The organism is Rhodoferax sp. GW821-FHT07G04 (assembly GCF_059418585.1).
The window spans coordinates 103,532-128,641 of the sequence record NZ_JBWKQD010000005.1 but is presented as its reverse complement, the minus strand read 5'-3'; the positions used below and the strand labels follow the sequence as shown (position 1 = coordinate 128,641).

Genomic DNA, 25,110 nt, shown 5'->3' with positions numbered 1-25,110 from the left:
TCTCCTATTCGGGAATCAATTTGTTGGCTTTGCGTATCGGTGTGAAATGCCACCACGGCAAAGCAGGGCCGCCATTCATGAAATCTTTGGCGGCCAGAAAGGTATCGAGCACACAGGGATCGTGGCGCTGCCCCATGGGTGTGCGCAGCGCGTCATACATCGCAATCGGGTCCATGGCCGCAACATCCGCAGGTGTAGAAACGCCAAGCCCCCGCAAGTCCCCAGCAATGGACTTCCCAATATTCGGAATGTCCGTCAACACCCGCGCCTCAGAAGCATGCGCAGCCTTAGGCATACCAGCCCTCCAAGAGCGGTCTGCCTGCGGGCTTTGCGCAGGTAAAGGAGGAGGCCGAAGGCCGGGGGACACGGAGCAAAGTCCGTGGGCAGGCCGCTCGCACGCGCTGGAAGATGGAACGCATGAAGTGCATTCTTAAAGTGGAATATTCCCATGCTTGCGCCAGGGGTTCTCCAGCTTCTTGTCTTTCAACATCACCAGCGAGCGGCAGATGCGCTTGCGGGTCTCGCTAGGCAAGATCACATCGTCAATAAAGCCCCGCGCCCCCGCCACAAACGGGTTCGCAAACCGCGCCTTGTACTCCGCCTCTTTAGCCGCCAGCTTGGCTGGATCACCCTTGTCCTCGCGGAAAATGATCTCCACCGCGCCCTTGGCGCCCATCACCGCGATCTCGGCATTGGGCCAGGCCAGGTTCACGTCGCCGCGCAGGTGCTTGGACGCCATCACGTCATACGCGCCACCGTAAGCCTTGCGCGTGATGACCGTGATCTTGGGCACGGTGCACTCGGCATACGCGTACAGCAGCTTGGCGCCGTGCTTGATGATGCCCCCGTACTCTTGGCTGGTGCCGGGCATGAAACCGGGCACATCCACAAAGGTAATGACCGGGATGTTGAACGCGTCGCAGAAGCGCACAAACCGTGCGGCCTTGATCGAACTCTTGATGTCCAGACACCCCGCCAGCACCAGCGGCTGATTGGCCACAATGCCAATCGTCTGCCCGTCCATGCGCGCAAAACCGATGATGATGTTCTTGGCGTACTCGGGCTGGATCTCGAAAAAGTCGCCATCGTCGACCGTCTTGACGATCAGCTCCTTCATGTCATAGGCCTTGTTGGGGTTGTCCGGCACCAGCGTGTCCAGGCTTTTTTCCATGCGGTCAATCGGGTCACCGCTCTTGCGCACCGGCGCCTTCTCGCGGTTACTCAAAGGCAGATAGTTGTACAGGCGGCGCAGCATCAACAGCGCCTCCACATCGTTCTCAAACGCCAGATCGGCCACACCGCTCTTGGTGGTATGGGTGATGGCGCCGCCCAGCTCTTCGGCAGTGACCTCTTCATGCGTCACGGTCTTGACCACTTCGGGGCCGGTGACGAACATGTAGGACGAATCCTTGACCATGAAGATGAAGTCCGTCATGGCGGGCGAATACACGGCACCGCCGGCTGAGGGCCCCATGATGAGGCTGATCTGCGGAATCACGCCGCTGGCCATCACGTTGCGCTGGAACACGTCGGCATAGCCACCCAATGACGCCACACCTTCCTGGATGCGCGCGCCGCCCGAATCGTTGAGGCCAATGACCGGTGCGCCCACCTTCATCGCCTGGTCCATGACCTTGCAGATTTTCTCGGCATGGGCCTCAGACAACGCGCCGCCAAACACCGTGAAGTCTTGCGAGAACACAAACACCAGGCGGCCATTGATCATGCCGTAGCCGGTGACCACGCCGTCGCCCGGAATTTTCTGGTCCTGCATGCCAAAGTCCACACAGCGGTGTTCGACAAACATGTCCCACTCTTCAAACGTGCCCTCGTCCAGCAGCAGCTCCAGCCGCTCGCGGGCCGTCAGTTTGCCTTTCTTGTGCTGGGCATCGATGCGTTTTTGGCCACCGCCCAGACGGGCAAGTTCGCGTTTGGCTTCCAACTGTTCGAGGATGTCGTGCATGGATGGTGTCCTTCTTTTTTCGATCTGGGAAAAGGGGTTGTTTGAGGTTGCTATAAATTCAGTAGTGGCCTACGCAGTAGTGGCGAGGGCTGCAAGCAAGTTTCGCGCAGCGGTCGAGGCCGCCAGTTGCCCTGCGGCCACGGCGCGTGTCATCTCCGGCAGGCTGGCCTGCACGGCGGGGTTCTGGCGGAAGGCCTGCTTGAGCCCGGCGTCGATACGCTCCCACATCCAGGCCAGGGCCTGGTTTTGGCGGCGCTGGGCCAGCTTGCCATTGGCCTGGTTCAGGGTCTGGAATTCGGTGACCGACTCCCAGAAGGTATCGACGCCTGTGCCTTTCAAGGCGCTGAGCTGGACCACTTTGGGGTGCCAATTGGTCCTGATGTGCGGATCGTGGTCCGGACTGCCGTGCGCGCCCAGCAGGCGCAGGCCCGAGCTGATCTGTGCCCGTGCGCGCGTGGCGGCGTCCGGGTCCAGATCGGCCTTGTTGATGACCACCAGGTCCGCCAGCTCCATGACGCCTTTTTTGATGGCCTGCAGGTCGTCGCCGGCGTTGGGCAGCTGCATCAGCACAAACATGTCCGTCATGCCCTGCACCGCCGTCTCGCTCTGGCCCACGCCCACGGTTTCGACGATGACAATGTCGTAGCCCGCGGCCTCGCAGACCAGCATGGCCTCGCGCGTCTTCTCGGCCACGCCGCCCAGCGTGCCGCTGCTGGGGCTGGGTCGGATATAGGCCTCGTCGCGCATCGACAACTGCTCCATGCGGGTCTTGTCACCCAGGATAGAGCCGCCCGACACGGTGCTGGACGGGTCGATGGTCAGCACCGCCACGCGGTGGCCCTTGGCTATCAGGTACAGGCCCAGAGCTTCGATGAAGGTGGACTTGCCCACGCCGGGCACACCGCTTATCCCTAAGCGGAACGACTTGCCGGTGTGGGGCAACAACGCTGTAAGCAGCGCATCGGCCTGCGTGCGGTGGTCGGCGCGGGTGCTCTCCAGCAGCGTGATGGCCTTGGCGATGGCGCGGCGTTGCTGCGGGCCTGCACTGCCTGTGATCGTGGCGGCGGAAACGGGGGTCAGAGCCCCATTTCGTTGCGCGTTATTGGTCGCCGTTGGCATCGTTGTCCTGAATGGGGATCTGACCCCGGTTTCCTTCAGGCGATGGCCTTGGTGATCTGGTCCAGCACATCCCGTGCGCTGACCGGGATCGGCGTGCCAGGCCCGTAGATGCCCTTGACGCCAGACTGGTACAAGAAGTCATAGTCCTGCCGCGGGATCACGCCGCCGACAAACACGACGATGTCGTCCGCGCCCTGCTTCTTGAGCTCGGCCACGATGGCGGGCACCAGAGTCTTGTGCCCTGCCGCCAGCGTGGACAGGCCCACGGCATGCACGTCGTTCTCGATCGCCTGGCGGGCGCATTCTTCGGGGGTCTGGAACAGCGGCCCCATGTCCACGTCAAAACCCAGATCAGCAAAGGCGGTAGCCACCACCTTGGCGCCGCGGTCGTGGCCGTCCTGGCCCAGCTTGCCTATCATCACGCGGGGGCGGCGGCCCTGGGCTTCGGCGAAGGCGGCGATGTCCTTCTTGAGCTGTTCCCAGTATTCCATCGTGTCGCCCGTGGCGGAGTCGTAGGCGGCGGCATACACGCCGCTGACCTTGTTGGTGTCGGCGCGGTGGCGGCCAAAGGCTTTTTCCATGGCGTCGCTGACCTCGCCCACCGTGGCGCGCAGGCGGATCGCCTTGATGGACAGGTCCAGCAGATTGCCTGTGCCACTCTCTGCTGCAGAAGTGATAGCAGCCAACGCAGCATCCACGAGGGCCACATCGCGTTTTTGCTTGATGCTCTTGAGCCGGGCGATCTGCGAATCGCGCACCGCCACGTTGTCGATGTCACGCGCTTCGATGGTGTCTTCGGTCTTCAACTTGTACTTGTTGACGCCAACGATGACGTCCTGTCCGCTGTCGATACGGGCCTGCTTATCAGCCGCCGCGGCTTCGATCTTCAGCTTGGCCCAGCCGCTGTCCACGGCCTTGGTCATGCCGCCCATGGCTTCCACCTCTTCGATGATGGCCCAGGCGGCGTCCGCCATATCCTGCGTCAGCTTTTCCATCATGTAGCTGCCAGCCCAGGGGTCGATCACGTTGGTGATGTGGGTCTCTTCCTGGATGATGAGCTGGGTGTTGCGGGCGATGCGGGCGCTGAACTCGGTGGGTAGCGCGATGGCCTCGTCAAACGAATTGGTGTGCAGCGACTGCGTTCCGCCAAACACTGCGGCCATGGCCTCGATGGTGGTGCGCACCACGTTGTTGTACGGGTCCTGCTCGGTGAGCGACCAGCCGCTGGTCTGGCAATGGGTGCGCAGCATCAGCGATTTGGGGTTCTTGGCGTCAAAGCCCTTCATGATGCGGCACCACAGCAGGCGCGCGGCGCGCATCTTGGCTACCTCCAGGTAGAAGTTCATGCCAATGGCCCAGAAGAACGACAGGCGCCCGGCAAAGGCGTCCACATCCATGCCCTTGGCGATAGCAGTCTTCACATACTCCTTGCCGTCCGCCAGCGTAAAGGCCAGTTCCAGCGCCTGGTTGGCGCCGGCCTCTTGCATGTGGTAGCCGCTGATGGAGATCGAGTTGAACTTGGGCATGTGCTGCGCCGTGTACTCGATGATGTCGCCGATGATGCGCATGGACGGCTGCGGCGGGTAGATGTAGGTGTTGCGCACCATGAACTCTTTGAGGATGTCGTTCTGGATCGTGCCGCTGAGCAGATCCTGCGCCACGCCCTGCTCTTCGGCGGCCACCACGTAGCCGGCCAGCACCGGCAGCACGGCGCCGTTCATGGTCATGGAGACGGAGACCTTGTCCAGCGGGATCTGGTCGAACAGGATCTTCATGTCCTCCACCGAATCGATTGCCACGCCGGCCTTGCCCACATCGCCCGTCACACGGGGGTGGTCGGAGTCATAGCCACGGTGGGTGGCCAGGTCGAAAGCTACGCTCACGCCCTGACCACCTGCCGCCAGTGCCTTTCTGTAGAAGGCATTGCTCTCCTCGGCCGTCGAAAAACCTGCATATTGGCGAATCGTCCAGGGGCGCACCGCGTACATCGTCGCCTGCGGGCCACGCAGGTAGGGCTCAAAACCGGGCAACGTATTGGTGTGGGCCAGGTTGGCGGTGTCTTCGGCGGTGTACAGGGGTTTGACGGCGATGCCGTCGGGCGTGATCCAGTTCAGGGCGTCCACATTGCCGCCGGGGGCGGACTTGGCAGCGGACTTGGCCCAGGCCTCCAGCGTGGCGGCTTTGAATTCGGGGTTCTTGTTCTGGTCAGTCATATCGTGGTCCTGTTGCCGCAATGGTGATCGTTTTCGGCACAACGGTCTAGGTTGGGCGAGTTTTGGCTTGCCTTTTAGTTTACATTATTCATAATTATTGATTCAGAATATTCCATCCAGCTGACAAAACACCCTTTTCCAACACCGCGCGCCATGCCAGCACAAACCTCTGCCAGCCCATCCAGCCCCTCGCTTTCGCCCAAAGCCCTGTATGTAGAGGTGGCCGAACTGCTGCGCCAGCGCATCTTCAAACGCGAGCTGGAGCCCGGTAGCTGGATCGACGAGCTGCGCATTGCCGAGGAATACGGCATCAGCCGCACCCCCCTGCGCGAGGCGCTGAAGGTGCTGGCCGCCGAGGGCCTGGTGACGATGAAGGTGCGCCGCGGCGCCTATGTGACCGAGGTATCCGCCAGCGACCTGGCCGACGTGTACCACCTGCTGAGCCTGCTGGAGAGCGACGCCGCGGGTGTGGTCGCCACCCGGGCTACCGATGCCGAACTGGCCGAGCTGCAAGCCCTGCACGCCGAACTGGAAGCTGCAGCCCTGCCTGGCACGGCCAACACGGACGCCTTCTTTGCGGTCAACGAGCGCTTCCACATGCGCCTGCTGGAGATCGCCAACAACCGCTGGCGCGACCAGATGGTGGCCGACCTGCGCAAGGTCATGAAGCTCAACCGCCACAACTCGCTGCTAAAGACCGGGCGCATTGGCGAATCGCTGGCCGAGCACCGGGCGATTCTGCAGGCATTGCTGGCGCGCGATGCTGAGGCGACCGTGCAGCGCATGCGCGAGCACTTCACCAACGGGCTGCAGGCTGCGGCGTGAGGCTTTTGGGGTCTGAACTTACCCGTTTTGGGTTTATTTCAAGCCCACAATAGCGATTCAGAGGAAAAATCGCCTGTAGCCCTCGTGGAATATAGGTCTACCGCTACAGATTATGTAGCTACCGCCTGCTCACCAGGTAAACCCCCGGCAAGATCAGCGCCGCGCCCGCTACGTGGTGCCAGCCCAGTGGCTCACCCAGCACACCCCAGGCAGCTACCGCCGCGTAGAGCGGCCCCAGGTACAGCGTGACCGCCACGCGGCTGGCACCCAGAATCTTTTGCGCCCAGCCGTAGATCCAGTACGCCGCCAACCCCGGCGCCAGCGCCGCTGTCACGACCAGGCCGGTGGCAGTCCAAGTCCACGCCGGGCTACCGGGCTGCAACATCTCCCACACCGCACAAGGCAGCAACACGGCCACGCCGCCCGCGCAGATGGCCGCCAACCGGGCAGTCGATCCCAGTGGGCTGGGCCACAGCTTTTGCAGCAGCGCATACGCCGCCCAGGAAATCATGGCCGCCACGATCCACGCGTCGCCCGCCACCCATTGCACAGTACCCAGCGCCGCCCACTGCCCCTTGACGATGACGTGCACCACGCCGGTCAGCGCCACCGCCACGCCCAACGCCTGCAGCCAGCGAAAGCGCTCACCGAGGAAGAGCACGGCGCCCAAGGCAATCAGCACGGGGCTGGCAGAGTAAATCAGCGCAATATTCATCGCCGCCGTCGTCTTGGCGCCCAGATAGACCCAGGCGCCGCAGACCAGCATGCCGCAAAAGCCCAGCACCACATACTGGTACCAGACGGTGGCAATGGCGCGGCGCTGGGTCCACAGCTCCTGGCGCGCCACCACGGCCAGCAAAATGCCCGCCAGCGCCCAGCGGCCCAGGGCCAGTGCATAAGGTTCAATGACACCGGGGGCGCGCCGAGCCACGATGTAGTTGACGGCCCACAGCGCCGGCACCAGCCACAGGGCAAGACGCGCCAGGCGTTCCAGCCGCTGCTGGTGATGGTGTGCAGTCGCGTCAGGCTGCGACAAAGGTGTTGTTCCTGTGGGCTATCGCCATCACCTCATGCGGCGGCGTGGTCTTCAGGTGGTGGTCGCTCCACACCTGGCGCCACAGCCGCGCGCCGGGCATGCCGTGGCGCAGGCCCAGCATGTGGCGTGCGATATGGCTCCACGGCGTGCCGTGCTCGGCGGCCTCGCGCGCCATGTAGTCCACCATCTGCTGCTCCACCCATTCACGGGTCAACAAGTCTTCGGACGGCGCTGCGCCATAGAAGGCAGCGTCCCACTCGCTCAGGATCCAGGGGTTGTGGTAGGCCTCGCGTCCTATCATGACGCCGTCCACGCGCTGCAGTTGTTCGGCGGCTTGCTGGTTGTCCAGAATACCGCCATTGATGGCAATGGTCAGGTGCGGGAACTCTTCTTTCAGTTGGTGCACCAGCGCATAGCGCAGCGGCGGCACCTCGCGGTTGGCCTTGGGGCTCAAGCCCTTGAGCCAGGCATTGCGGGCATGCACGATGAAGACCTTGCAACCCGCCTCGCTGACCGTGCCGACAAAATCGCGCACAAAGTCATAGCTCTCAGTCTTGTCGATGCCGATACGGTGCTTGACCGTGACCGGCACATCCACCACATCCACCATGGCCTTCACACAGTCGGCCACCAACTGCGGCTCGGCCATCAGGCAGGCGCCAAACGATCCGCGCTGCACGCGTTCGCTGGGGCAGCCGCAGTTGAGGTTGATCTCGTCGTAACCCCAGTCCTCACCCAGCTTGGCGCAATGCGCCAGATCGGCCGGCTCGCTGCCGCCCAGTTGCAGGGCTACCGGGTGTTCTTGGTCATTGAAGCGCAGGTGCCGCGCCACATCGCCATGGATCAGCGCACCGGTGGTCACCATCTCGGTGTACAGCAGCGCGTTCTTGCTCAGCAGGCGGTGGAAATAGCGGCAATGCTTGTCGGTCCAGTCCAACATGGGGGCGACGGACATGCGCCAGGGGTTAGCTTCAGACATCTTCTTTGAAATCAAATAGTTAGGCGATTTTCGCAGATCACCGCCCGCTGCATGAATGGTGCGCCTTTGTGATCTACATCAACGACACCAGCCGCCAGTTGCAACTACCATGTTGGGCACTTGCAGCACAGTGGCGGCCTGCGATTCCGACCGGGCAGCACAACACCCCCGCCCATGGACTACCCCACCCTCAAATCCATCCACCAAGCCGCCGTAGCCCTGTCATTTGCCGGCTTTGCCGCGCGTGGCATGGCAAGCCTGGCGGGCGCGGCCTGGGTGCGCAACCGCCTGGCCAAGACATTGCCCCATCTCGTCGACTCCGTGTTGCTGTTGTCGGCGGTCGCGCTGGCTTGGCAATTGCAAGCCAACCCCGCCACTACGCCATGGCTGCTGGCAAAACTCGTCGCCCTGCTGGTGTATATCGTCCTGGGCATGGTCGCGCTGCGCGCTGGCCTTGCGTGGCGGGTGCGAGCAGTTGCCTGGCTGGGTGCTCTCACGACCTTTGGCTACATCGCCTCGGTCGCCATCCTCAAGACACCCGCCGGCTTTCTTACCTGGCTGATCTGAAACGCTGTTGATCCGTTTGGGGCCACTGTGCGTTCGCGCACAGTGATGCGGCGGGCGTTTGCCTAGAGTCCGCCTCAATGGTTCAACTGAGGTCATTCCGGTGTAACGCGTTGGCGTGGTGGCTCATAGACGCAGCCACCCCCGTTTCAGCAGCAGCTCGCTCTGCGGCGATCTGTACGACGACGCCCCTCCCCCGCAGTATTTGGCAGTCCGACGGCGACTGCGCCCCCATTGCGGTCCGGCACACGCCAGGCCGCAATTCCTGTCGCTTCACGAAGCGGCCCTTCTTTTCAACTTATGGAGAATTTACATGACCAAGAGCAGCAACCCCTTTGGTTCCCAATCCGGCGACAAACAACAGCAGCAAGGCGGACGCGACGACGCATCCCACAAGGACGGAGGACGCTCTTCCACACGCAAGGAAAGCCAGCAAGACCAAAGCTCCTCCGGCAGCGGCCATGCGCCCGGCAGCACACGTGGTAGCTCCCAGGATCAACATGGGAAATCCGGACAACAAGGCCACAAGAACAGCTAGCCGTCTTCGCTAAGCCGCAGCGGGAGGCTCCGTCACGGTGGGGCCTCCTGTTTCTCTCATCGTTGTTCAACCACCGCAAGGGGCCAAGGCAAGGCTTTGGCCTGCGCCTGCTTGCGGCTTCCTACCGGTACGAGTTCTCGTTTTGAAAGTGCAGAAAAGCCGTGCGGTGCAATTCGGCGCTGGACGACAAACCCAGCTTCTGCTTGATGTGCAGGCGGTAGGTTTCTATGGTGTTGGGTGACAGGTTCAGGCGCGTGGCCATCTCGGCCTTCTTCAAACCCAGGCCTACCATTCTGAAGACCTCCAGCTCGCGGTTGGACAGCGTATTCAGGCGCGTCAAATCCCCCGAATCCGGCTTGTCCAGCAGGCGCTTGACCATGCCGTTGCGCAGCTCTTCCGACAGCCAGATACGTCCCTCGCAAACCGTCTGTATGGCCTGGATGATGGATTTTGCCGCCGTCTGCTTCATCACATAGCCCAGCGCACCGGCGCGCACTGCCCGCTCGGCGTAGATGCGTTCATCGTGCATGGAGACCACCAGTACCGCCATGCTGGGCGCCACGGCGTGCAACTGCCCAATCAAATCCAAGCCCAGCATGCCAGCCAATGACAAATCCAGCAGTGCCACCGTGGGTTGGTGTTCGGTTGCCGCAGCAACAGCTTCGGTGGCGTTCCCCGCCTCGTGCACGCGAATGGGCTGGGAGAGCCGGCTCAGCAAGGCAACAAAACCAAGCCGCACGATGGGATGGTCGTCAATCAGCAAAATGTCCATATCAGTCGGCATGGTTGAACTCAGCACTCGGTAACGCGGACAGTTGTACCCTGCCCTAAACGGGATTCAATTGCCAGCGTGTAGTGGATGACCGAAGCACGGTAGCGCATGATACTGAGGCCTGCACCACGCTCATGGCCGATGTGTTTGGCAGCAAATTCGGTGGCATCAAAGCCAATGCCATTGTCGGCAATGCTGAGTGAAACCTTGCCATCCACATAGTCCAGCTGCAGCAGCACCTGCGTGGCCCGCGCATGGCGTATCGCGTTGCTGAGGGACTCTTGCGAGATACGGAAAAGGTTCGTCGCCACGCTCTCGTCCTCCACATCCACCGGGTCATGGTAGTCAAAGCTGCAGGCCACGCTCGACAGCGTGGACACACTGGCGGCCAACTCCGCCAGCGCATCGCTGAGACCCTGCGCGCCCGACTCCACCGGCATCAGACCATGCGAGATGTCCCGCACTTTGGCAATGGCAGCACTGGCGGCGCGCTCGATGCCATCGGCCTGCACCGACAGGCTGGGCGCCACATCGTGCAAGGCTAGGGCCAGGGCTTCGGCGGACAAGCTGATGCCGGTCATTTTCTGGCCCAGGTCGTCGTGCAGCTCCCTCCCAATGCGGCGGCGCTCGTTCTCTGCAATGCTTTCGTTGATGCGCTCCAGCTCTTTGGCGCGCCGGATTTCCAGTTGCAAGTCGGCCGTGCGCTTGACGACCGCCTCCTCCAGCACCCGGTTGTTGTCCAGCAAAATGCTGCGCAACTTTTCGTTGGCCAGCAGCATGAAACCAAAGGTCGTCGCCAGAAAGGTCAATGGATACGCCGCCAGATAGACCTTTTGCATCAACGAAACGTCATACAAGTGGGTTGGTGTGTCGATATAGGCCAGCACCGTGACAAAGCGCAAGCCAAGCACCCCCGTGGCCAGACCAAAAGCCGCAAAGGTAAAGCGCTTGGCAACGGACTGCTGCGCAATCTGGGCTGTGGCCATGGCACAGGCGCCAAACAAACACATATTGGCGAAGCTGCCCAGCAAAATCCCCCATCGCGGGTAGTTGGGGCTGAACGCCACCCAGGACCACAGTGACGCCACGACGAGCACCACCAGAGCCATGCTTCGAATACTGGTGGCTCGTCCATTGAAGCGCCTGAGGCTGTCATACATCAGCAGGATGAACACGGCAACCAGTGCATTGCCCAGCACCACGGACAGAAATCGAGGGATGAAGTCTCGCGCGGACAACAGCGTGGTCGCGATGACCGTCACCCCGCAGGCCCAGGACCATTGCGCCAGACCCCGAATGGTCTTGGGAAAGCTGTGGCGCAGGATGATAAGGATCAGCAGGCAAAAGATGGCTGCAAAGTCCGCCAGCAGCAGGATGGAGCGGGAGTCAATGGGCGGCATGCGGTGGCAATCTAAGAGAACCGACTATGGTGACCGAGAACCGGGCGGATTGCCATCACTTTTCGAGTGATGCAATTACCTTGTCTTAGGTGATTTTCAGCAGCGGGCCTGCGGCCTACAGTTCTTATACCGGGCAGCACACACTGCCAAGAACACGTCGATTGGGCCGCGCGATGGAACTGACTGAAGACACGATTTTCTCCTATGAGCCAAACTTCCCGCTGCGGGAGTTATGCGCACACCCGCCCGCACTGGTTGAGGCGACCGGGCAGATTTCCAGCGAGCAGAAGTACAAGTTTCGCATGGTGAGTTCGCAGGGCCGGCGCAAGGCCGCCAACCTGCTGGTACAGGAGCGCTACGCCTGGCGCGGCTACTCCGTGGAGGGTGCGCCGGGTGAGGGGCCAACCATGGTCACGGTGGCAGCCGATTGCGGGGGCGACACCGTCGCCACCATCACGCTGTGCTTTGACAGCCAGGTGGGCCTGCCAGCGGACCAAAACTTCTGTGCCGAACTGGATGGCCTGCGCGCAGGCGGGGCCAAGCTGGTGGAGCCATCCCGATTGGCTATTGGGGGCGATGTTCCCAAGCGGGTGTTTGCATCCATGATGCATATTGCCTACATTTGCGGCCACCGGCTGCATGGCGCCACCGACATGGTGATTGAGGTCAACCCTCGGCACGTATTGTTCTACCGCAAGATGCTGGGCTTTCGCACGCTGGCGGGCGAACGCACCTGCTCCCGTGTCAACGCGCCTGCCGTGCTACTGCAATTGGAGTGCCAGTACATGGAGGAAAAAATCCGCCGCTTTGGTGGGCATATGGAGCGTGGGGGCTCGGAGAAGTCCTTTTACCCCTACTTCTTCTCTCCGCAGGACGAAACCGGCATTGCCAAGCGCCTGGCCAGTGGACGGGCCTGATTGATGGTGCAAGCGTTTGAGTATTCAGAGGCTTTTTCCCGCAACATCGGCTGGGTCACGCAGGCGGAGCAACAGACCCTGCGTGGCAAGCGCATTGCCATTGCCGGCATGGGCGGCGTGGGCGGCGTGCACCTGCTGACCCTGGCGCGGCTGGGTGTTGGCGCCTTTCATCTGGCAGACTTTGACCAGTTTGATGTGGCCAATTTCAACCGGCAGGCCGGCGCCATGGTGTCCACGCTGGGTCAACCCAAAGTCGATGTGCTCACCAACATGGCCCGGGACATCAACCCCGATCTGGACATCCGCGTCTTTCCCCAAGGGGTGACCCCGGAGAACCTGCAGGCGTTTCTGGATGGCGTGGACCTGTACGTAGACAGCCTGGACTTCTTTGCTTTTGCGGCACGCCAGCAGACCTTTGCCGCGTGCCACCAGCGCGGCATCCCCGCCATCACCGCAGCCCCGCTGGGCATGGGCAGCGCGGTGCTGAATTTTTTACCCGGCCAGATGAGCTTTGAAGACTACTTTGGCTGGGGCAACCTGCCGGACGAAGAGAAGGCGCTGCGCTTCCTGTTGGGCCTGGCCCCCAGGGGCCTGCATGGCACCTACCTGGCCGACCCGTCCGCCGTCAACCTGAAAGAACGGCGCGGCCCGTCCACCATCATGGGGTGCCAGTTGTGCGCGGGCTTGGCCGCTACAGAGGCACTCAAGATACTGCTGCGGCGTGGCCCCGTATTGGCGGCTCCGCATGGCATGCAGTTCGATGCCTACCGCAACAAGCTGGTGCGCACCTGGCGCCCGGGTGGCTACAAGAACCCTCTGCAGCGCCTCACCCTGTGGGTATTGAAGCAGCGCCTGGGGATACGGCCCTGACCCTCACCACCATCGAGCAGATCCTGGACCGGGCCCGCTGGGCCCCCAGCGGAGACAACACCCAGCCCTGGCGCTTCAAGATCACCGGCACCCACCAGGTGGAAGTCCACGGCTTCGATACACGCGACCACTGCGTCTATGACCTGGACGGCCGCCCCAGCCAAATGTCGCTGGGCGCGCTGCTGGAGAACATCCGCATCGCGGCCAGCGGGCATGGTCTGCGCGCAACGTGCACACCCCGCCCGGACTGCCCGGAGACAGCGCCGGTCTTCGATATCACACTGGTTCCCGATACGACGCAAGACACCGACCCGCTGGGCGCCCACATCACCAGCCGTTGCGTGCAGCGCCGCCCCATGGGCACGCGTCCGCTGACACCTGCCGAAAAGGCGGCACTGGAAGCCGCGGTAGGGGCTGACTACCGCATCGTGTGGCTGGAAGGCTTTGGGCGCAAACTACAAGCAGCCTTGCTGATGTTCGCCAATGCCAAACTCAGGCTAACCTTGCCCGAGGCCTACCCCGTGCACCGCGACATCATCCAATGGAACGCCCGCTTCAGCGATGACCGCATTCCCGACCAGGCCCTGGGCGCCGACCGGCTCACTTTGCTGCTGATGCGCTGGGTGATGCGCAGCTGGCAGCGTGTGGTGTTCTTCAACCGCTTTCTGGCGGGAACCTGGGCACCGCGCATCCAGATGGATTTCGTGCCCAGCCTTGCATGCGCCGCCCACTGCGCACTGGTCGCCCGGCGCCCTGCCCAGACCCTGGACGACTACCTCGCCGCTGGGCGGGCGATGCAACGCTTCTGGCTAACCGCCACCCAGTTGGGTTTGCAGTTGCAGCCCGAGATGACGCCGCTGATATTTGCCCGCTATGCCCGCAACGGCGTGCAGTTTTCGGCCGACGCAGACCAGGTGGCGCGTGCACACGTGCTGGACGAAAAGCTTTGCACCCTGCTCGGCGAGGAAGCCAGCCGCGGGGCCGTCTTCATGGCGCGCATAGGCTCCGGACCAGCCGCCGTTGCGCGGTCTACGCGGCGGCCACTGCATTCCCTTCTGATCTCCTAACGGAAGTGCTCCGTTGAAGCGGATGCCCCCGCTTCACGCCAGTCCACTTTCGGCGGCAAAAGTTATCGCGAATTGATCGGGATCAAGCTGCGGTGGATAGTCGCTACCCATACTGCGGACTATTCATCATCCAAGGAACTCGATCATGCGAATGAATTTACCGGTGTACCAACAGGAATTTGCACTACCACCAGGCAAAACCCTGGTCTCCGTGACAGACCTGAAAGGTCGCATCACCTACTGCAACGATGCCTTCGTAGAGGTCAGTGGATACGATTCCGCTGAGCTCTTGGGCCAGCCCCACAACATCATTCGCCATCCGGATATGCCGGCCGAAGCGTTTCGCGACATGTGGGCCACCGTACAGGCCAAGCAGCCTTGGACCGGCCTGGTAAAGAACCGGCGCAAAACTGGAGAGTTCTATTGGGTGCGTGCCAATGCCACACCCATGATGGATGGCAATGAGCTGACCGGCTATTTGTCCGTGCGCACGGCCCCGGCGCGCAATGAGGTAGCCGCGGCGGAGCAGTTGTATACGCGCATGCGCGCCGAGGCGGAATCCAACCGCCTGACCCATGTGCTGCGTCAGGGCAAGCTACTGCGTAGCGACTGGATTGGCAGATTGCAACGGCTGCTGAAACCGGGGGCAGTGACACAGTTGATGCTACTGCTGTCTCTGATGCCATTGGTGCTGTGGGGAGGCCTGGCACTGGACTTGCCGTGGCCGTTGGTGCTTATGCTGACCGTCTGTGCTGGCGCAACGACGCTGGCGGCCATCCATAAACTGACCATACACCCGTTGTCTTCCGTGTTACTGGACGCCAACCAGTTGGCCGCTGGCGATCTGTCACACACGGTTCGAACCGGTGGCTCCGGCATAGCGGGGCAACTCCAGCAAGCAATGACGCAGATGTCCTTGAATCTGCGCACGGTAGTCAGCGATGTGCGCCAGCAGTTGGACCAGTTCAGCGTCGCGGTGCGGGAGATTGCCGAAGGTAACCAAGATCTGTCGGCCCGCACGGAGGCACAAGCCAGCAGCCTGGAACAGACCGCAGCGTCCATGGAGCAAATCCACGGCACCGTGCAGCAGAGTGCACATGCCGCCCAACGGGGTTCGCAAATGGCCTGCGAGACCAGCGAGATCGCGCTGCGCTCCAACGATTCGGTTCAGACGGTGGCTTTGACCATGGAAGCCATTGCCGCGTCATCGGGCCGTATCACCGAAATCATTCACCTGATCGAGGGCATTGCCTTCCAAACCAACATCCTGGCACTCAATGCTGCGGTGGAAGCAGCCAGGGCCGGTGATGCCGGGCGCGGCTTCGCCGTGGTGGCCGGCGAAGTGCGTTCACTGGCCCAGCGCACCACGGCGGCAGCTGGCGAGATCAAGACACTGATTGGCGAATCCACTGCCTGCGTGGCCAATGGCGGCCAGCAGGTGAAAGAGGCCCAGGCACGCATGCACTCTGCGCAAAAGGCGGTAGACAAGGTCACGGCAGTGCTGGACGAAATCAGCCATACCTCGCGCGAGCAGACATTGGGCATATCTCAGATCAACGAGGCCGTCACCCAGATGGACAGCATCACCCAACAGAATGCCGCAATGGTGGAACAGTTGGCCGCCACCGCCAGCGCCCTGAACGAACAGGTTCTGGGTGTAACCAATTCGATGCGTCTGTTCCGCCTGAAGTCAAGCGACCGCACGGTAGCACAGGTGGATGCAGTTGAGTTGCGTCGCACTGGCAAGGCTCTGAACCAGCAAGCGCCCAAGCCAGTAACCAATGCCCCCGCTCGCCTGCGCTTGGCCCACGCAAGATAAGAACAAATAGATGATGGGAGTGCAACATGAAAACCTTGAACAAACTGCTGCCAGACAGCCCTCGCGGGCGTTTCATTCTGTGCAGCACACTGGGATATTTTGTGGTGGCCTTAGCATGGATATTTCTGTCCGACAAACTGTTGTCGAACCTTATCGATGTGCAATCCATGGTGTGGCTGTCCACCGTCAAAGGGACTTTCTTTGTGCTGGCCACCACCGCAATGTTGCGTATTGCGCTACGTGTTGTATCCACACTGCCCAACGCCAACGGAGGGGCCACCCTCACCTCCATTGCGCACTACGATGGGCAGGCCCATCGTCCAGATGCATCAAGCTATCTGCTCGCAGTCGCATTGCCACTGAGCATGCTATTGATGCGCCGGTACATAGCTACCCCAGATCATCCGCTGATCATCTTGCTGGTTCTTCCTATCGTGCTCAGCGCGCTGCTGGGTGGACTGTTGCCCGGCTTGCTGGCCACGGCAACTGCGGCCATTGGCGCTGCTACCATGGAGCCGCTGCCACGTGGTGCATGGGTCATGGACGGGCGCGACACATTGGCCCTATCGTTGCTGGTCCTCAACGGCATTGTTGTCAGTGTCCTGAGTGAGCTGCGTCGCCAGTCCCAAGCGAGAGCGCACAACAATCAGGAACTCCTGGATGCCGTGGTGTCGGGCACTTCCGACGCGGTGTTCGTCAAAGATTTGGAGGGCCGCTACCTGCTAGTCAACGATGCCGGTGCCCATATGGTGCGCAAAGCACCGAGTGACATTGTGGGCAGGGATGACACCCAACTCCTCCCGCCGGCCGCCGCCCAGCAACTGATGGCAGGTGACAGCGCCATCATGCAGCGTGCGGTGACGCAGACCCTTGAAGAGTCTTTGCCGCTTCCGGATGGCAAAGAACATGTCTTCCTGACAACCAAAGGCCCCATCCTGGACAAGCAGGGGCAGGTCACGGGACTGTTCGGAATTTCGCGCGACATCACGGAGCGCAAGAAGGCCGAGGTGGCGCTTCTCGAGGCCGCAACCGTCTTTGATAGCAGCCAAGAGGGCATCCTGGTAACCAACCCACAAAAGCGCATTGTCAAAGTCAACCCCGCTTTTTGCCGAATCACCGGCTACTCAGCCGAGGAGGTGTTGGGCCAACAGCCGCGCATGCTGTCGTCCGGACAACACGATGCGGCCTTTTTCCGCAATATGTGGGCAGCGATCAACATACATGGCTCCTGGCGTGGGGAAATCTGCAACCGCCGCAAAAACGGGGAGCTGTTCTCTGAACTGTTGTCCATCTCCGTGGTCCGCGACTCCGCCGGGTCCGTGCAGCACTATGTGGGCTCTTTCACGGACATCAGCAAGTACAAGGAGCACGAAGAGGAGCTGAACCGCATCGCCCACTACGACCCGCTCACAGCCCTGCCCAATCGACGTCTTCTGGCTGATAGATTGGAACAAGCCCTGCGCAGCTGCGCGCACAGCAAGCGCATGCTGGCAGTGTGCTTTCTTGACTTGGATGGGTTCAAGGGTATCAACGACGAACATGGCCATGCCGCAGGAGACGCTTTGCTGGTAGGCGTAACACAGCATCTGCTGGATGAACTGGGTAGCGAAGATATCCTGGCCCGGCTAGGGGGCGATGAGTTCGTGCTGTTGCTGGCCGACATCGAGTCCCCGGAAGCCTGCAGTCAGGCGCTGGACCGCATTCTGCTGGCGGTGGCCCAGCCAGTGCAACTGGAGCAGGCGGGTGTCAGTGTCAGCGTCACAGCCAGCCTTGGCGTGACGCTGTATCCGCAAGATGATGCAGACGCCGACACTCTGCTGCGCCATGCGGACCAAGCCATGTACGTGGCCAAGGACTCGGGGCGCAACCGCTACCACCTGTTCGATTCCGACAGCGACCGCCGTGCCCAGCAACACAGCAAGATGCTGCAAGTTCTGCACAAAGCCCTCCAATTGCGCGAGTTCGCGCTGTACTACCAGCCGAAGGTTGACTTGCTGACTGGTCAAGTCTTGGGCGCCGAAGCACTCATCCGGTGGCTTCCCCCAGAACAGGGCGTGTTGTCGCCGGCAGCTTTCATGGACCATGTTGGCGGCAGCAGTCTGGAACAACCGCTTGGCCAGTGGGTCATTGAGACTGCAATGGCGCAGGCCGAGGCATGGTATGTCCAAGGTATGGACCTGCGGATCAGTGTCAATATCAGCGCACACCATCTGCTTCACCCGGAATTTTGCGAACAACTACAACTCGCGTTGCAGCGCCACCCGCATCTGCCCCCTGCCAACTTTGAGCTGGAGGTGCTGGAGACTGCTGCGTTGAGCGACATAGAGCAGGCAGTTGCCTTGGTGGCATGCTGCAAGCAGCTCGGTGTGCACTTTTCGTTAGACGATTTCGGCACAGGCTACTCCTCTTTGGCATACCTTCGCCGCTTGCCGGTGGACGAACTGAAGATAGACCAAAGCTTCGTGCGGGATATGCTGACCGATGAGGATGATCGCGGCATCGTACAGGCCGTGGTGCAACTGGCCCAAGCCTTCAAGCGCCAAGTGATTGCAGAGGGCGTGGAAACCAAGGCGCATGGCGCCGCCCTCCTGTCCATTGGCTGCCGCCATGCTCAGGGCTACGGCATCGCCAAGCCCATGCCCGCGACAGATTTCAAGGCTTGGATGACAAGCTGGCATGCTGAGGCGCCATGGCAAGAGGTCGCTGAAGCGGCGTGATCCCTTACTCGACCAATGTGTGCAGTGTGGGGCTAACGGTGGCAGCTTGCTGGCAAAGGCACTGGTGCTTCCCGAACGCCGCTAGCTTCACGCCAAGGTCCCTAGCAAAACGGCCTGCACCACGCGACGCAGCGCCTCTTCCTCCTTAACCCCAATGCTGAGTTGCACGGCCAACGATTCGGCCGCTCTCGCCGTACGGTGTCCCAGCGATGCAAGGCCGTGGAAAACCGGCACCCCCGCATACAGCGCAATCTGCTGCACCAGGCCCGCATCCATGCCTTGGCACTCCAACGCATCGTAGAGCCGGCCGAGCATGCGTGAGGTGGTTTGAACTTCCTGCACTGAACTTGTACTCGACAAACCTGGGCGCAAGCCTGCTACCTGAGCACCCATTTCGGTGGCGGCACGCATGAACAGCGGCCCATCTTCGAGCGCATCGGCATGATCCATATCGCCGAAGTTAGTGAGCAATGCGAGTTTGCGCCCTTTCAGCATATGCGCAATCGTTCCATTCTGCACAGCCTCGCCAACAATTCGCCCGTTGGCCAGGACGCCGTTCAGTTCCTCGGGCGACATGGACTCTCCAGCAGCAGGTGTGCAAAGCGTTGGCAGAAAAAACATGATGGCTCGGCTTCCAGGTCGTGCGAATTGGCGTAAGGGTGAGAGTAGCCAAACCACGGAGGACGCTATTGACCTAGGTCAAAGGCTTTGACGCAACTGCAGACTGATACCCGCCTGACACACATTGTTCACACAGTGTTACCTACCGATGCGCGGTGTTGTTTTTGTGTTTGCGCCTACCGTTCAACATCACGTCCATTGCCACCCCCCGTTTGCAGACCTGGAGATGATCACCATGCTGAACTGCTCGCCCGCCCCCATCGCAACCCGTTCGGCTACCGCCGTGGGCACCCCTCCCCCCAAGGCCACCATGGACTTTGACGGACACACCAGTCAGCACATCGCCGAGGTCCTGAACCTGCTGCGAGAACAATTGGCGCCACAACGGCGCATCGTGCGGGCCGGGGAAGCCCTTTACAAGGCAGGAGATGGTTTTAGCAATCTCTACATACTCAATTCCGGGTTTTGCAAGATCGTCAACCAGACAGCGGACGGGCGCGAGCAGGTGGTCGGGCTCAAGTTCCGCGGTGACTGGATGGGGTTTGATGGCATTGCCAATGGCCGCTTTATCTGCGATGCCATTGCGCTGGACACCGGCGAAGTCTGGGTGATTCGCTACGACGCGTTGCTGGCCGCATGCGCCCGACACAGCACATTGCTGCCCGTGCTGCATGAAGCAATGAGCCGCGAAATCGCCCGCGACCGCGACTCGCTGATGTCAGTCTGCACCCTACCGGCCGACGCCCGCGTCGCAGACTTTCTGCGCTACTGGGCTCACTGCCTAGGGCGTAGCGGCATGCGTACCGATCAATTCACCTTGCGCCTGACACGCGCAGACATCGGCAACTACCTGGGCATGACCATTGAGACGGTGAGCCGCTCGCTGACCCGACTGGCACGCGGCAAGTTGATCCATTTTGCGGAAAAAGGCCGACGCGACATCCATATACCCGAGATCGATGCGCTGACCGAGTTTGTACAAAACTGCGTGACGCCGCCCGCCGAGGCAGTGTTGCACTGAGGCAGCAGTGGCCTTCTATCGCTTAATCCGCCCGGCGATTGGCCAACACGCGGGTCATTGCGCCCGCCAACTCCTCGCGGCCATAGGGCTTGCGCAGCAGTTCCCACTCCTGGGGCGAGTCGCGGTCGGCATCCAGCAACTCGGATGAAAAACCCGACATCAGCAGCACAGCCAGATTCGGAAAGCGTTTTTGCGCCTGCAGCGCGAGCTCGGTTCCGCGCATGCCGGTTCCTAGCGCGATATCACTGAGCAGCAGATCATGACCCGCTTCAGAACCTAGCACCAGCAGGGCCTGCTCGCCGTTGGCCGCCTCGGTCACAGTACAGCCCAAGGCCACGAGAAATGCACGCACCACTTCGCGCACTTCGTGGTCGTCTTCCACCAAAAGCACACGCAGCCCTTTAGGAATATCCACCTCCATCTGATCGGCGACGCCGATCGGACTGGACAGGCCCTGGGGTGCAGGCAAATACAGGGTAACCGTGGTGCCGGCGCCAGTCGCACTATCCATTGTCACGGCGCCATGTGATTGCTTAGCGAAGCCATACACCGTACTCAGGCCCAGACCTGTACCGCGGCCCGCTTCCTTGGTCGTGAAGAAGGGCTCAAAGGCGCGATCACGCACTGCATCGGACATGCCGCAGCCGGTATCCGCAATGGCGATGACAACGAAGTTACGGCTCTCGCTACCTTCCAGTTCACCCCGTATCGCGATGGGAAGCGTCTCGCAGGCTTGTGCCGAGAAGCACAATACGCCCCCCTCGGGCATGGCATCGCGCGCGTTGATCGCAATATTGAGCAGAGCCGCTTCAAGCTGGCCGGGATCTGCCTGCACGGAAGGACAATTTGGCGCCACATCCACGTCGATGCGAATGCGCTGATCCAAGGTCCTACGCAGCATGCCAGCCAATGACCCCAGCAGCGTGCCGACATCAACGGCACTGGGCTGTAGGACCTGACGACGGGAGAATGCCAACAGCTTGGCTGTCAGCTCCGCGCCCCGCTTGCTGGCGCGGGTAGCCGCGGCCACCAGTTGGTGGCCATAGGTATCGCCGGCCAAGGCGGGCAGTTCCTCAAGCACCTGGAGATTACCCTGGATCACTGTGAGTAGGTTGTTGAAATCATGCGCAATGCCACCTGTCAATTGGCCGACACTTTCCAACCGCTGGGAATGATTGAGTGCCTCCTCGGATTCGGCGCGCTGCAAACTACTGGCTAGCAAGTTGGACAGTGACTCCAAAAAATGCATTTCATCACTGTCAAAGCGTTTGTGCTCACGCGAGCGCACCGCCAACACGCCGATGATGCGACCCCGGTCCGACATCGGCACCGCCAGTGCGCTGACTAAGCCTACATCCAGATAGGTGGGCGGCACCGTAAACCGTTGTTCGGTACGATAGTCCGGTACCACAATGGTCTGGCCCTGGGACAGCACGAAGCCGGGGGGCGTATCGGGCCGATTGGCAACATGGCTGCCGACGACTTCACCTGTCAGCATGCCAATGCCACTGGCTACGCGAAATTCCAATCCGTTGGCCTCCAGCAAGAAAACCATGGCAACTTCCATCTGCAAGGCAGCCGTAGCAATGGCAGGAACTTGCTCAAGCAATACCTGCGGGTCGCGCGTGTCCACTGCGAGGCGACCCAATTGGGCGAGGTGTTCGCTGTAGCGCGCCCGCTGCAAAGCCTGCTTGACGCGTGGATAGGCGCCGATATCGCGAATCGCCGCAACCACGAAAGGTAGTCCATGGCTTTGTAGCGGGCTCAGTGCTATCTCAACCATGACTTCGCTGCCATCTTTGCGCCGCGCCACCAAGTCCATCTGCGTGCCCATGGGCCTTTGCCGCGGCGCATTGCCATAAGCTTCCCTGTAAGCGGCGTGCCGCGGGCGAATGCTGTCCGGCACCAGGGCATCTACGGCCATGCCCTGCAACTCGTGCACTTCATAGCCCAGCAGATTGGCCGCTGAAGGATTGGCCAAGGCGATGGACCCGGAGCGGTCTACCAGCAGGAGCGCGTCGGGATAGGCTTGAAACAGAGAACGAAAGACGCTGCTTTCTTCTGCGCCAGAAATGAATGTGCCCGGTATTGCATTGCCGCCTCCTGAGGGTACACCTTCAGCCATGGCTAACCGGCGGAACGAAGATATAGCCAGCCCCACGCACCGATTTGAGGATTTGCGGGTCTTCCGGATCGGCCTCCAGCTTCTTGCGCAGCCGCCCGATCTGTACGTCAATGGTGCGGTCAAACGGGGCGGCTTCTCGGCCACGCGTTTGCTCTAACAGGAAGTCGCGCGACAGCACGCGCCCCGGACTCTTGGCAAAGGCACACAGCAAATCAAATTCACCGGTGGTCAACGACACTTCTTGTCGCTGCGGATTGAGCAGGCGGCGTGCCGCTGTTTCCAACTCCCATCCCGCGAAGCGCAGCGCAGAACTGGCGGCACCAGGGTGTTCCGATTGGTCGGCAGGCGCCATGCGTCGCAGCACGGCCTTGATACGCGCCAGCAGCTCGCGCAAATCAAAGGGCTTGGTCACGTAATCGTCAGCGCCGACCTCAAGGCCCACAACCTTGTCAACGGAATCACCGCGGCCGGTAACGATGACTAGTCCACAGCGCCAATGTTCGCGCAACTGGCGCGCGATGGAAAAACCGTCCTCGCCAGGCAGACCCAGGTCCAGCAGCACCAGCGCTGGGGGATCCGTTCGCATCAAGTCCATCAGCGCGCCTCCATTGTGCAACTGCGTAACGCGATACCCGTGGGATTTCAGATAGTTGGCCAGCAGCAGCGTGATGTCGGCCTCGTCGTCGAGTACCGCAATGTGGCCAGCAGAAGGTATAGGCGAAATAGCCATCAATGTGCTCAATCCTTTGACATGGTGTTGAGTGCAGATGGAGTCTAGCAGAGGCTCTGTTTTGATACAGTCCATTTACAGGCTGTTGCGGGCTGATGCAGGCGGTTGGGGTGCCGTTTTCTTGTCACACCTATCTTGAATGTATGTTCCTTTGCGTCATTCACTTCAGGAGAACGACATGAATGTTTTAACCGCAACAGCCCAACAAAACACCCAGTACGAGCTTTGCTTTCGGTCCATATTCCATACCGGGCATGGCTATGTCTTTCCATGTGATGCAAAGGGACAGGTTGATCTCAATGCATTGAGTGAAACAGCAAGAGTGAACTATCTCTTCGCACGGGGTGTAGTTGGGTGGGAGTTCTTTGTGCCGGCGGTGGAACCCACTCTCCATTGATGCCTACAGAAGACCATCAGACCGGTCTTCCATTTGACTCCGGTCAAATTCCGTTTCAGCATACGCAGGTATAACAACTCCATGAGCGACATGATTGAAGCGGTCCCCGACCCTCAGCACTTCACCAGAGCAGTAACCGAACTCGGCGAGGTGCGCCCAGTGCTGACCACTTGCGCAATCTTCAATGACAAGGGTGTGAAGATCGTCGAAAAAGGCGTGGCTATCAACACCGACATGTATGAGCGACTGATGCAGCACAAGCTGTCCGAGCCCATAGAAAACTCGGTGTCCAGCCTACCCACGGTGAACGGTGAATTTTTGCGGGACACGGCAGACAAGATGCTGCGGGAAGAACCATTTTTCGCACGGATGACAGAGGACCCCAAACTGCGTGCGCTATTGCTGGACGTAATACACAAAATACCTCTGCCTTATCCCATGGCGTTCCAACTGACGCTGGCCTGCGAAGTCCGCCATGAGGTATTCCTGCACTCGGTGCAGGTGGCGCTCATCGCCGCCTGGTTGGCCAAGTCTCCCACAGCGTTGCGCTTCGACGTCGATATGGCTGCCGCCGCCGGCCTGTTGCATGACATCGGCATGCTGCACCTTGACCCGGTGCTGCTGCAATCCAAACTGGGGCTGACGAGTGGCCAGCGCCGGCAGTTGTATTCGCACCCCTTGGTTTCCACGGTACTGCTCAAACGACACCCGGAATACACCAAAGAAATGGTGCGCGCGGTGGCCGAGCACCACGAAAGCTTGAACGGCTCGGGATATCCAAGCAACTTGGTGGGAGACGACATCAGTCCGTTGGGACGCATACTCGCGCTGGCCGAAGTGGTAGCCGCGATGTTCACGCAGGAGCGCCAAGCACCTGAAATGCGGCTATCCGTGTTGCTACGCATGAACAAACACCGATATGACCCGGCGCTGGTAGCAAAAGTGATGAAACTGCTGCGCCCGGAAGGGGATACCTCCAATGCACCGAGCGTGGTGCTGGAAGACCCCATCGCGCGCTTGTCCGATATTGAAGATGCCATTTCCAAATGGCCGATTGGATTGCTCAAATTGCCCGATCTGTCCAAAGCGCGACTCGACGGACTCAACGCTCTGGCGGCACAGGCGGAGCAACTGCAACGCACCATGGCAACCGTTGGCATTGCCCATGACCAGTTGGCGCAGCTCGGGCCGGCAAGCCAGGATGAAGCCTTGAAGATCGAACTCTCCTTGTTGGCGCAGGAAGCTGCCTGGCAGCTCCGCACCATGGCACGCCAAACCCGCAGGCGCTGGCGCGCCGGCCCGGCTGGCGTTTACCCCGAAGAATTGAAGACCTGGCTGGACCGGGTCGACGCCATGGTTGCCGAAGGAGCTCTCACTAATATCACCTCTCCAAATTGACCGATTCCTGCGCATCGCC

The 25,110-nt window shown here is 61.0% G+C and carries 22 protein-coding genes; 11 read left to right on the top strand and 11 right to left on the bottom strand.

Features of this window, described 5'->3' with window-relative positions:
* Positions 1-4: 4 nt before the first annotated feature.
* From AC07OO_RS21715 to scpA, 4 genes are all read right to left on the bottom strand, one after another.
* A complete protein-coding gene (locus AC07OO_RS21715; RefSeq protein WP_495084234.1) occupies positions 5-295 on the bottom strand; it encodes a helix-hairpin-helix domain-containing protein in 291 nt (96 codons plus the stop codon).
* Positions 296-430: 135 nt separating this feature from the next.
* On the bottom strand, positions 431-1,963 hold the full coding sequence (locus AC07OO_RS21710) for an acyl-CoA carboxylase subunit beta (protein WP_495084233.1): 1,533 nt from the start codon (positions 1,961-1,963) through the stop codon (positions 431-433).
* Positions 1,964-2,032: 69 nt separating this feature from the next.
* Positions 2,033-3,082 (bottom strand): methylmalonyl Co-A mutase-associated GTPase MeaB, encoded by a 1,050-nt coding sequence (meaB, locus tag AC07OO_RS21705; protein WP_495084232.1) that lies wholly within the window; start codon positions 3,080-3,082, stop codon positions 2,033-2,035.
* A 35-nt stretch (positions 3,083-3,117) separates the two neighbouring features.
* Entirely contained in the window at positions 3,118-5,295 is a 2,178-nt protein-coding gene (scpA, locus tag AC07OO_RS21700; RefSeq protein WP_495084231.1) for a methylmalonyl-CoA mutase, read from the bottom strand.
* A 153-nt stretch (positions 5,296-5,448) separates the two neighbouring features.
* Between scpA and AC07OO_RS21695 the strand changes: the two genes are divergently transcribed.
* Entirely contained in the window at positions 5,449-6,120 is a 672-nt protein-coding gene (locus AC07OO_RS21695) for a GntR family transcriptional regulator (protein ID WP_495084230.1), read from the top strand.
* Positions 6,121-6,238: 118 nt separating this feature from the next.
* Here AC07OO_RS21695 and AC07OO_RS21690 read toward each other — a convergent pair whose 3' ends face one another.
* Together AC07OO_RS21690 and dusA are read right to left on the bottom strand one after the other, a co-directional pair.
* On the bottom strand, positions 6,239-7,156 hold the full coding sequence (locus AC07OO_RS21690; protein ID WP_495084229.1) for a DMT family transporter: 918 nt from the start codon (positions 7,154-7,156) through the stop codon (positions 6,239-6,241).
* Positions 7,143-8,135 (bottom strand): tRNA dihydrouridine(20/20a) synthase DusA, encoded by a 993-nt coding sequence (dusA, locus tag AC07OO_RS21685; RefSeq protein WP_495084228.1) that lies wholly within the window; start codon positions 8,133-8,135, stop codon positions 7,143-7,145. Before dusA ends, AC07OO_RS21690 begins: the two co-directional genes overlap by 14 nt.
* A gap of 174 nt (positions 8,136-8,309) precedes the next feature.
* Here dusA and AC07OO_RS21680 point away from each other — a divergent pair, with 174 nt between their 5' ends.
* Together AC07OO_RS21680 and AC07OO_RS21675 are read left to right on the top strand one after the other, a co-directional pair.
* Positions 8,310-8,702 (top strand): SirB2 family protein, encoded by a 393-nt coding sequence (locus tag AC07OO_RS21680; RefSeq protein ID WP_495084227.1) that lies wholly within the window; start codon positions 8,310-8,312, stop codon positions 8,700-8,702.
* A gap of 310 nt (positions 8,703-9,012) precedes the next feature.
* Complete coding sequence (locus tag AC07OO_RS21675) at positions 9,013-9,237, top strand: hypothetical protein (RefSeq protein ID WP_495084226.1); 225 nt, start codon at positions 9,013-9,015, stop codon at positions 9,235-9,237.
* A gap of 121 nt (positions 9,238-9,358) precedes the next feature.
* Here the strand turns inward: AC07OO_RS21675 and AC07OO_RS21670 are convergent, their stop codons facing one another.
* Positions 9,359-10,009, bottom strand: coding sequence for a response regulator (locus AC07OO_RS21670; RefSeq protein WP_495084225.1), 651 nt, complete (start codon positions 10,007-10,009; stop codon positions 9,359-9,361).
* 20 nt (positions 10,010-10,029) lie between these two features.
* Positions 10,030-11,409: a sensor histidine kinase gene (locus AC07OO_RS21665; protein ID WP_495084224.1), complete on the bottom strand. Its 1,380-nt coding sequence runs from the start codon at positions 11,407-11,409 to the stop codon at positions 10,030-10,032.
* Positions 11,410-11,582: 173 nt separating this feature from the next.
* Here AC07OO_RS21665 and AC07OO_RS21660 point away from each other — a divergent pair, with 173 nt between their 5' ends.
* The 5 genes from AC07OO_RS21660 to AC07OO_RS21640 all read left to right on the top strand — a co-directional run bounded on the left by AC07OO_RS21660 (position 11,583) and on the right by AC07OO_RS21640 (position 18,799).
* A complete protein-coding gene (locus tag AC07OO_RS21660; protein ID WP_495084223.1) occupies positions 11,583-12,326 on the top strand; it encodes an N-acyl amino acid synthase FeeM domain-containing protein in 744 nt (247 codons plus the stop codon).
* A gap of 3 nt (positions 12,327-12,329) precedes the next feature.
* The gene (locus AC07OO_RS21655; protein WP_495084222.1) at positions 12,330-13,196 is read left to right on the top strand and encodes a ThiF family adenylyltransferase; all 867 of its coding nucleotides are present in this window, start codon (positions 12,330-12,332) and stop codon (positions 13,194-13,196) included.
* Positions 13,160-14,263 carry a nitroreductase family protein gene (locus tag AC07OO_RS21650; protein ID WP_495084221.1) on the top strand — a complete coding sequence of 368 codons (1,104 nt, stop codon included), beginning with the start codon at positions 13,160-13,162 and terminating at the stop codon, positions 14,261-14,263. The genes AC07OO_RS21655 and AC07OO_RS21650 overlap by 37 nt, the downstream gene beginning before the upstream one ends.
* A 145-nt stretch (positions 14,264-14,408) precedes the next feature.
* Positions 14,409-16,082 (top strand): methyl-accepting chemotaxis protein, encoded by a 1,674-nt coding sequence (locus AC07OO_RS21645; RefSeq protein WP_495084220.1) that lies wholly within the window; start codon positions 14,409-14,411, stop codon positions 16,080-16,082.
* A 26-nt stretch (positions 16,083-16,108) separates the two neighbouring features.
* A complete protein-coding gene (locus AC07OO_RS21640) occupies positions 16,109-18,799 on the top strand; it encodes a putative bifunctional diguanylate cyclase/phosphodiesterase (RefSeq protein WP_495084219.1) in 2,691 nt (896 codons plus the stop codon).
* An 87-nt stretch (positions 18,800-18,886) separates the two neighbouring features.
* Here the strand turns inward: AC07OO_RS21640 and AC07OO_RS21635 are convergent, their stop codons facing one another.
* Positions 18,887-19,375 (bottom strand): Rossmann-fold NAD(P)-binding domain-containing protein, encoded by a 489-nt coding sequence (locus tag AC07OO_RS21635; protein WP_495084218.1) that lies wholly within the window; start codon positions 19,373-19,375, stop codon positions 18,887-18,889.
* 280 nt (positions 19,376-19,655) lie between these two features.
* On the opposite strand from AC07OO_RS21635, the gene AC07OO_RS21630 reads away from it, so the two are divergent.
* On the top strand, positions 19,656-20,441 hold the full coding sequence (locus AC07OO_RS21630; RefSeq protein WP_495084217.1) for a Crp/Fnr family transcriptional regulator: 786 nt from the start codon (positions 19,656-19,658) through the stop codon (positions 20,439-20,441).
* A gap of 22 nt (positions 20,442-20,463) precedes the next feature.
* Here the strand turns inward: AC07OO_RS21630 and AC07OO_RS21625 are convergent, their stop codons facing one another.
* Together AC07OO_RS21625 and AC07OO_RS21620 are read right to left on the bottom strand one after the other, a co-directional pair.
* On the bottom strand, positions 20,464-22,566 hold the full coding sequence (locus tag AC07OO_RS21625) for a PAS domain S-box protein (RefSeq protein ID WP_495084453.1): 2,103 nt from the start codon (positions 22,564-22,566) through the stop codon (positions 20,464-20,466).
* The gene (locus AC07OO_RS21620; protein ID WP_495084216.1) at positions 22,559-23,296 is read right to left on the bottom strand and encodes a response regulator; all 738 of its coding nucleotides are present in this window, start codon (positions 23,294-23,296) and stop codon (positions 22,559-22,561) included. The genes AC07OO_RS21625 and AC07OO_RS21620 overlap by 8 nt, the downstream gene beginning before the upstream one ends.
* A gap of 178 nt (positions 23,297-23,474) precedes the next feature.
* On the opposite strand from AC07OO_RS21620, the gene AC07OO_RS21615 reads away from it, so the two are divergent.
* Positions 23,475-23,693, top strand: a complete 219-nt coding sequence (locus tag AC07OO_RS21615; RefSeq protein ID WP_495084215.1) for a hypothetical protein — start codon at positions 23,475-23,477, stop codon at positions 23,691-23,693.
* An 81-nt stretch (positions 23,694-23,774) separates the two neighbouring features.
* On the top strand, positions 23,775-25,091 hold the full coding sequence (locus tag AC07OO_RS21610) for an HD-GYP domain-containing protein (protein ID WP_495084214.1): 1,317 nt from the start codon (positions 23,775-23,777) through the stop codon (positions 25,089-25,091).
* The last annotated feature ends 19 nt before the right edge of the window (positions 25,092-25,110 follow it).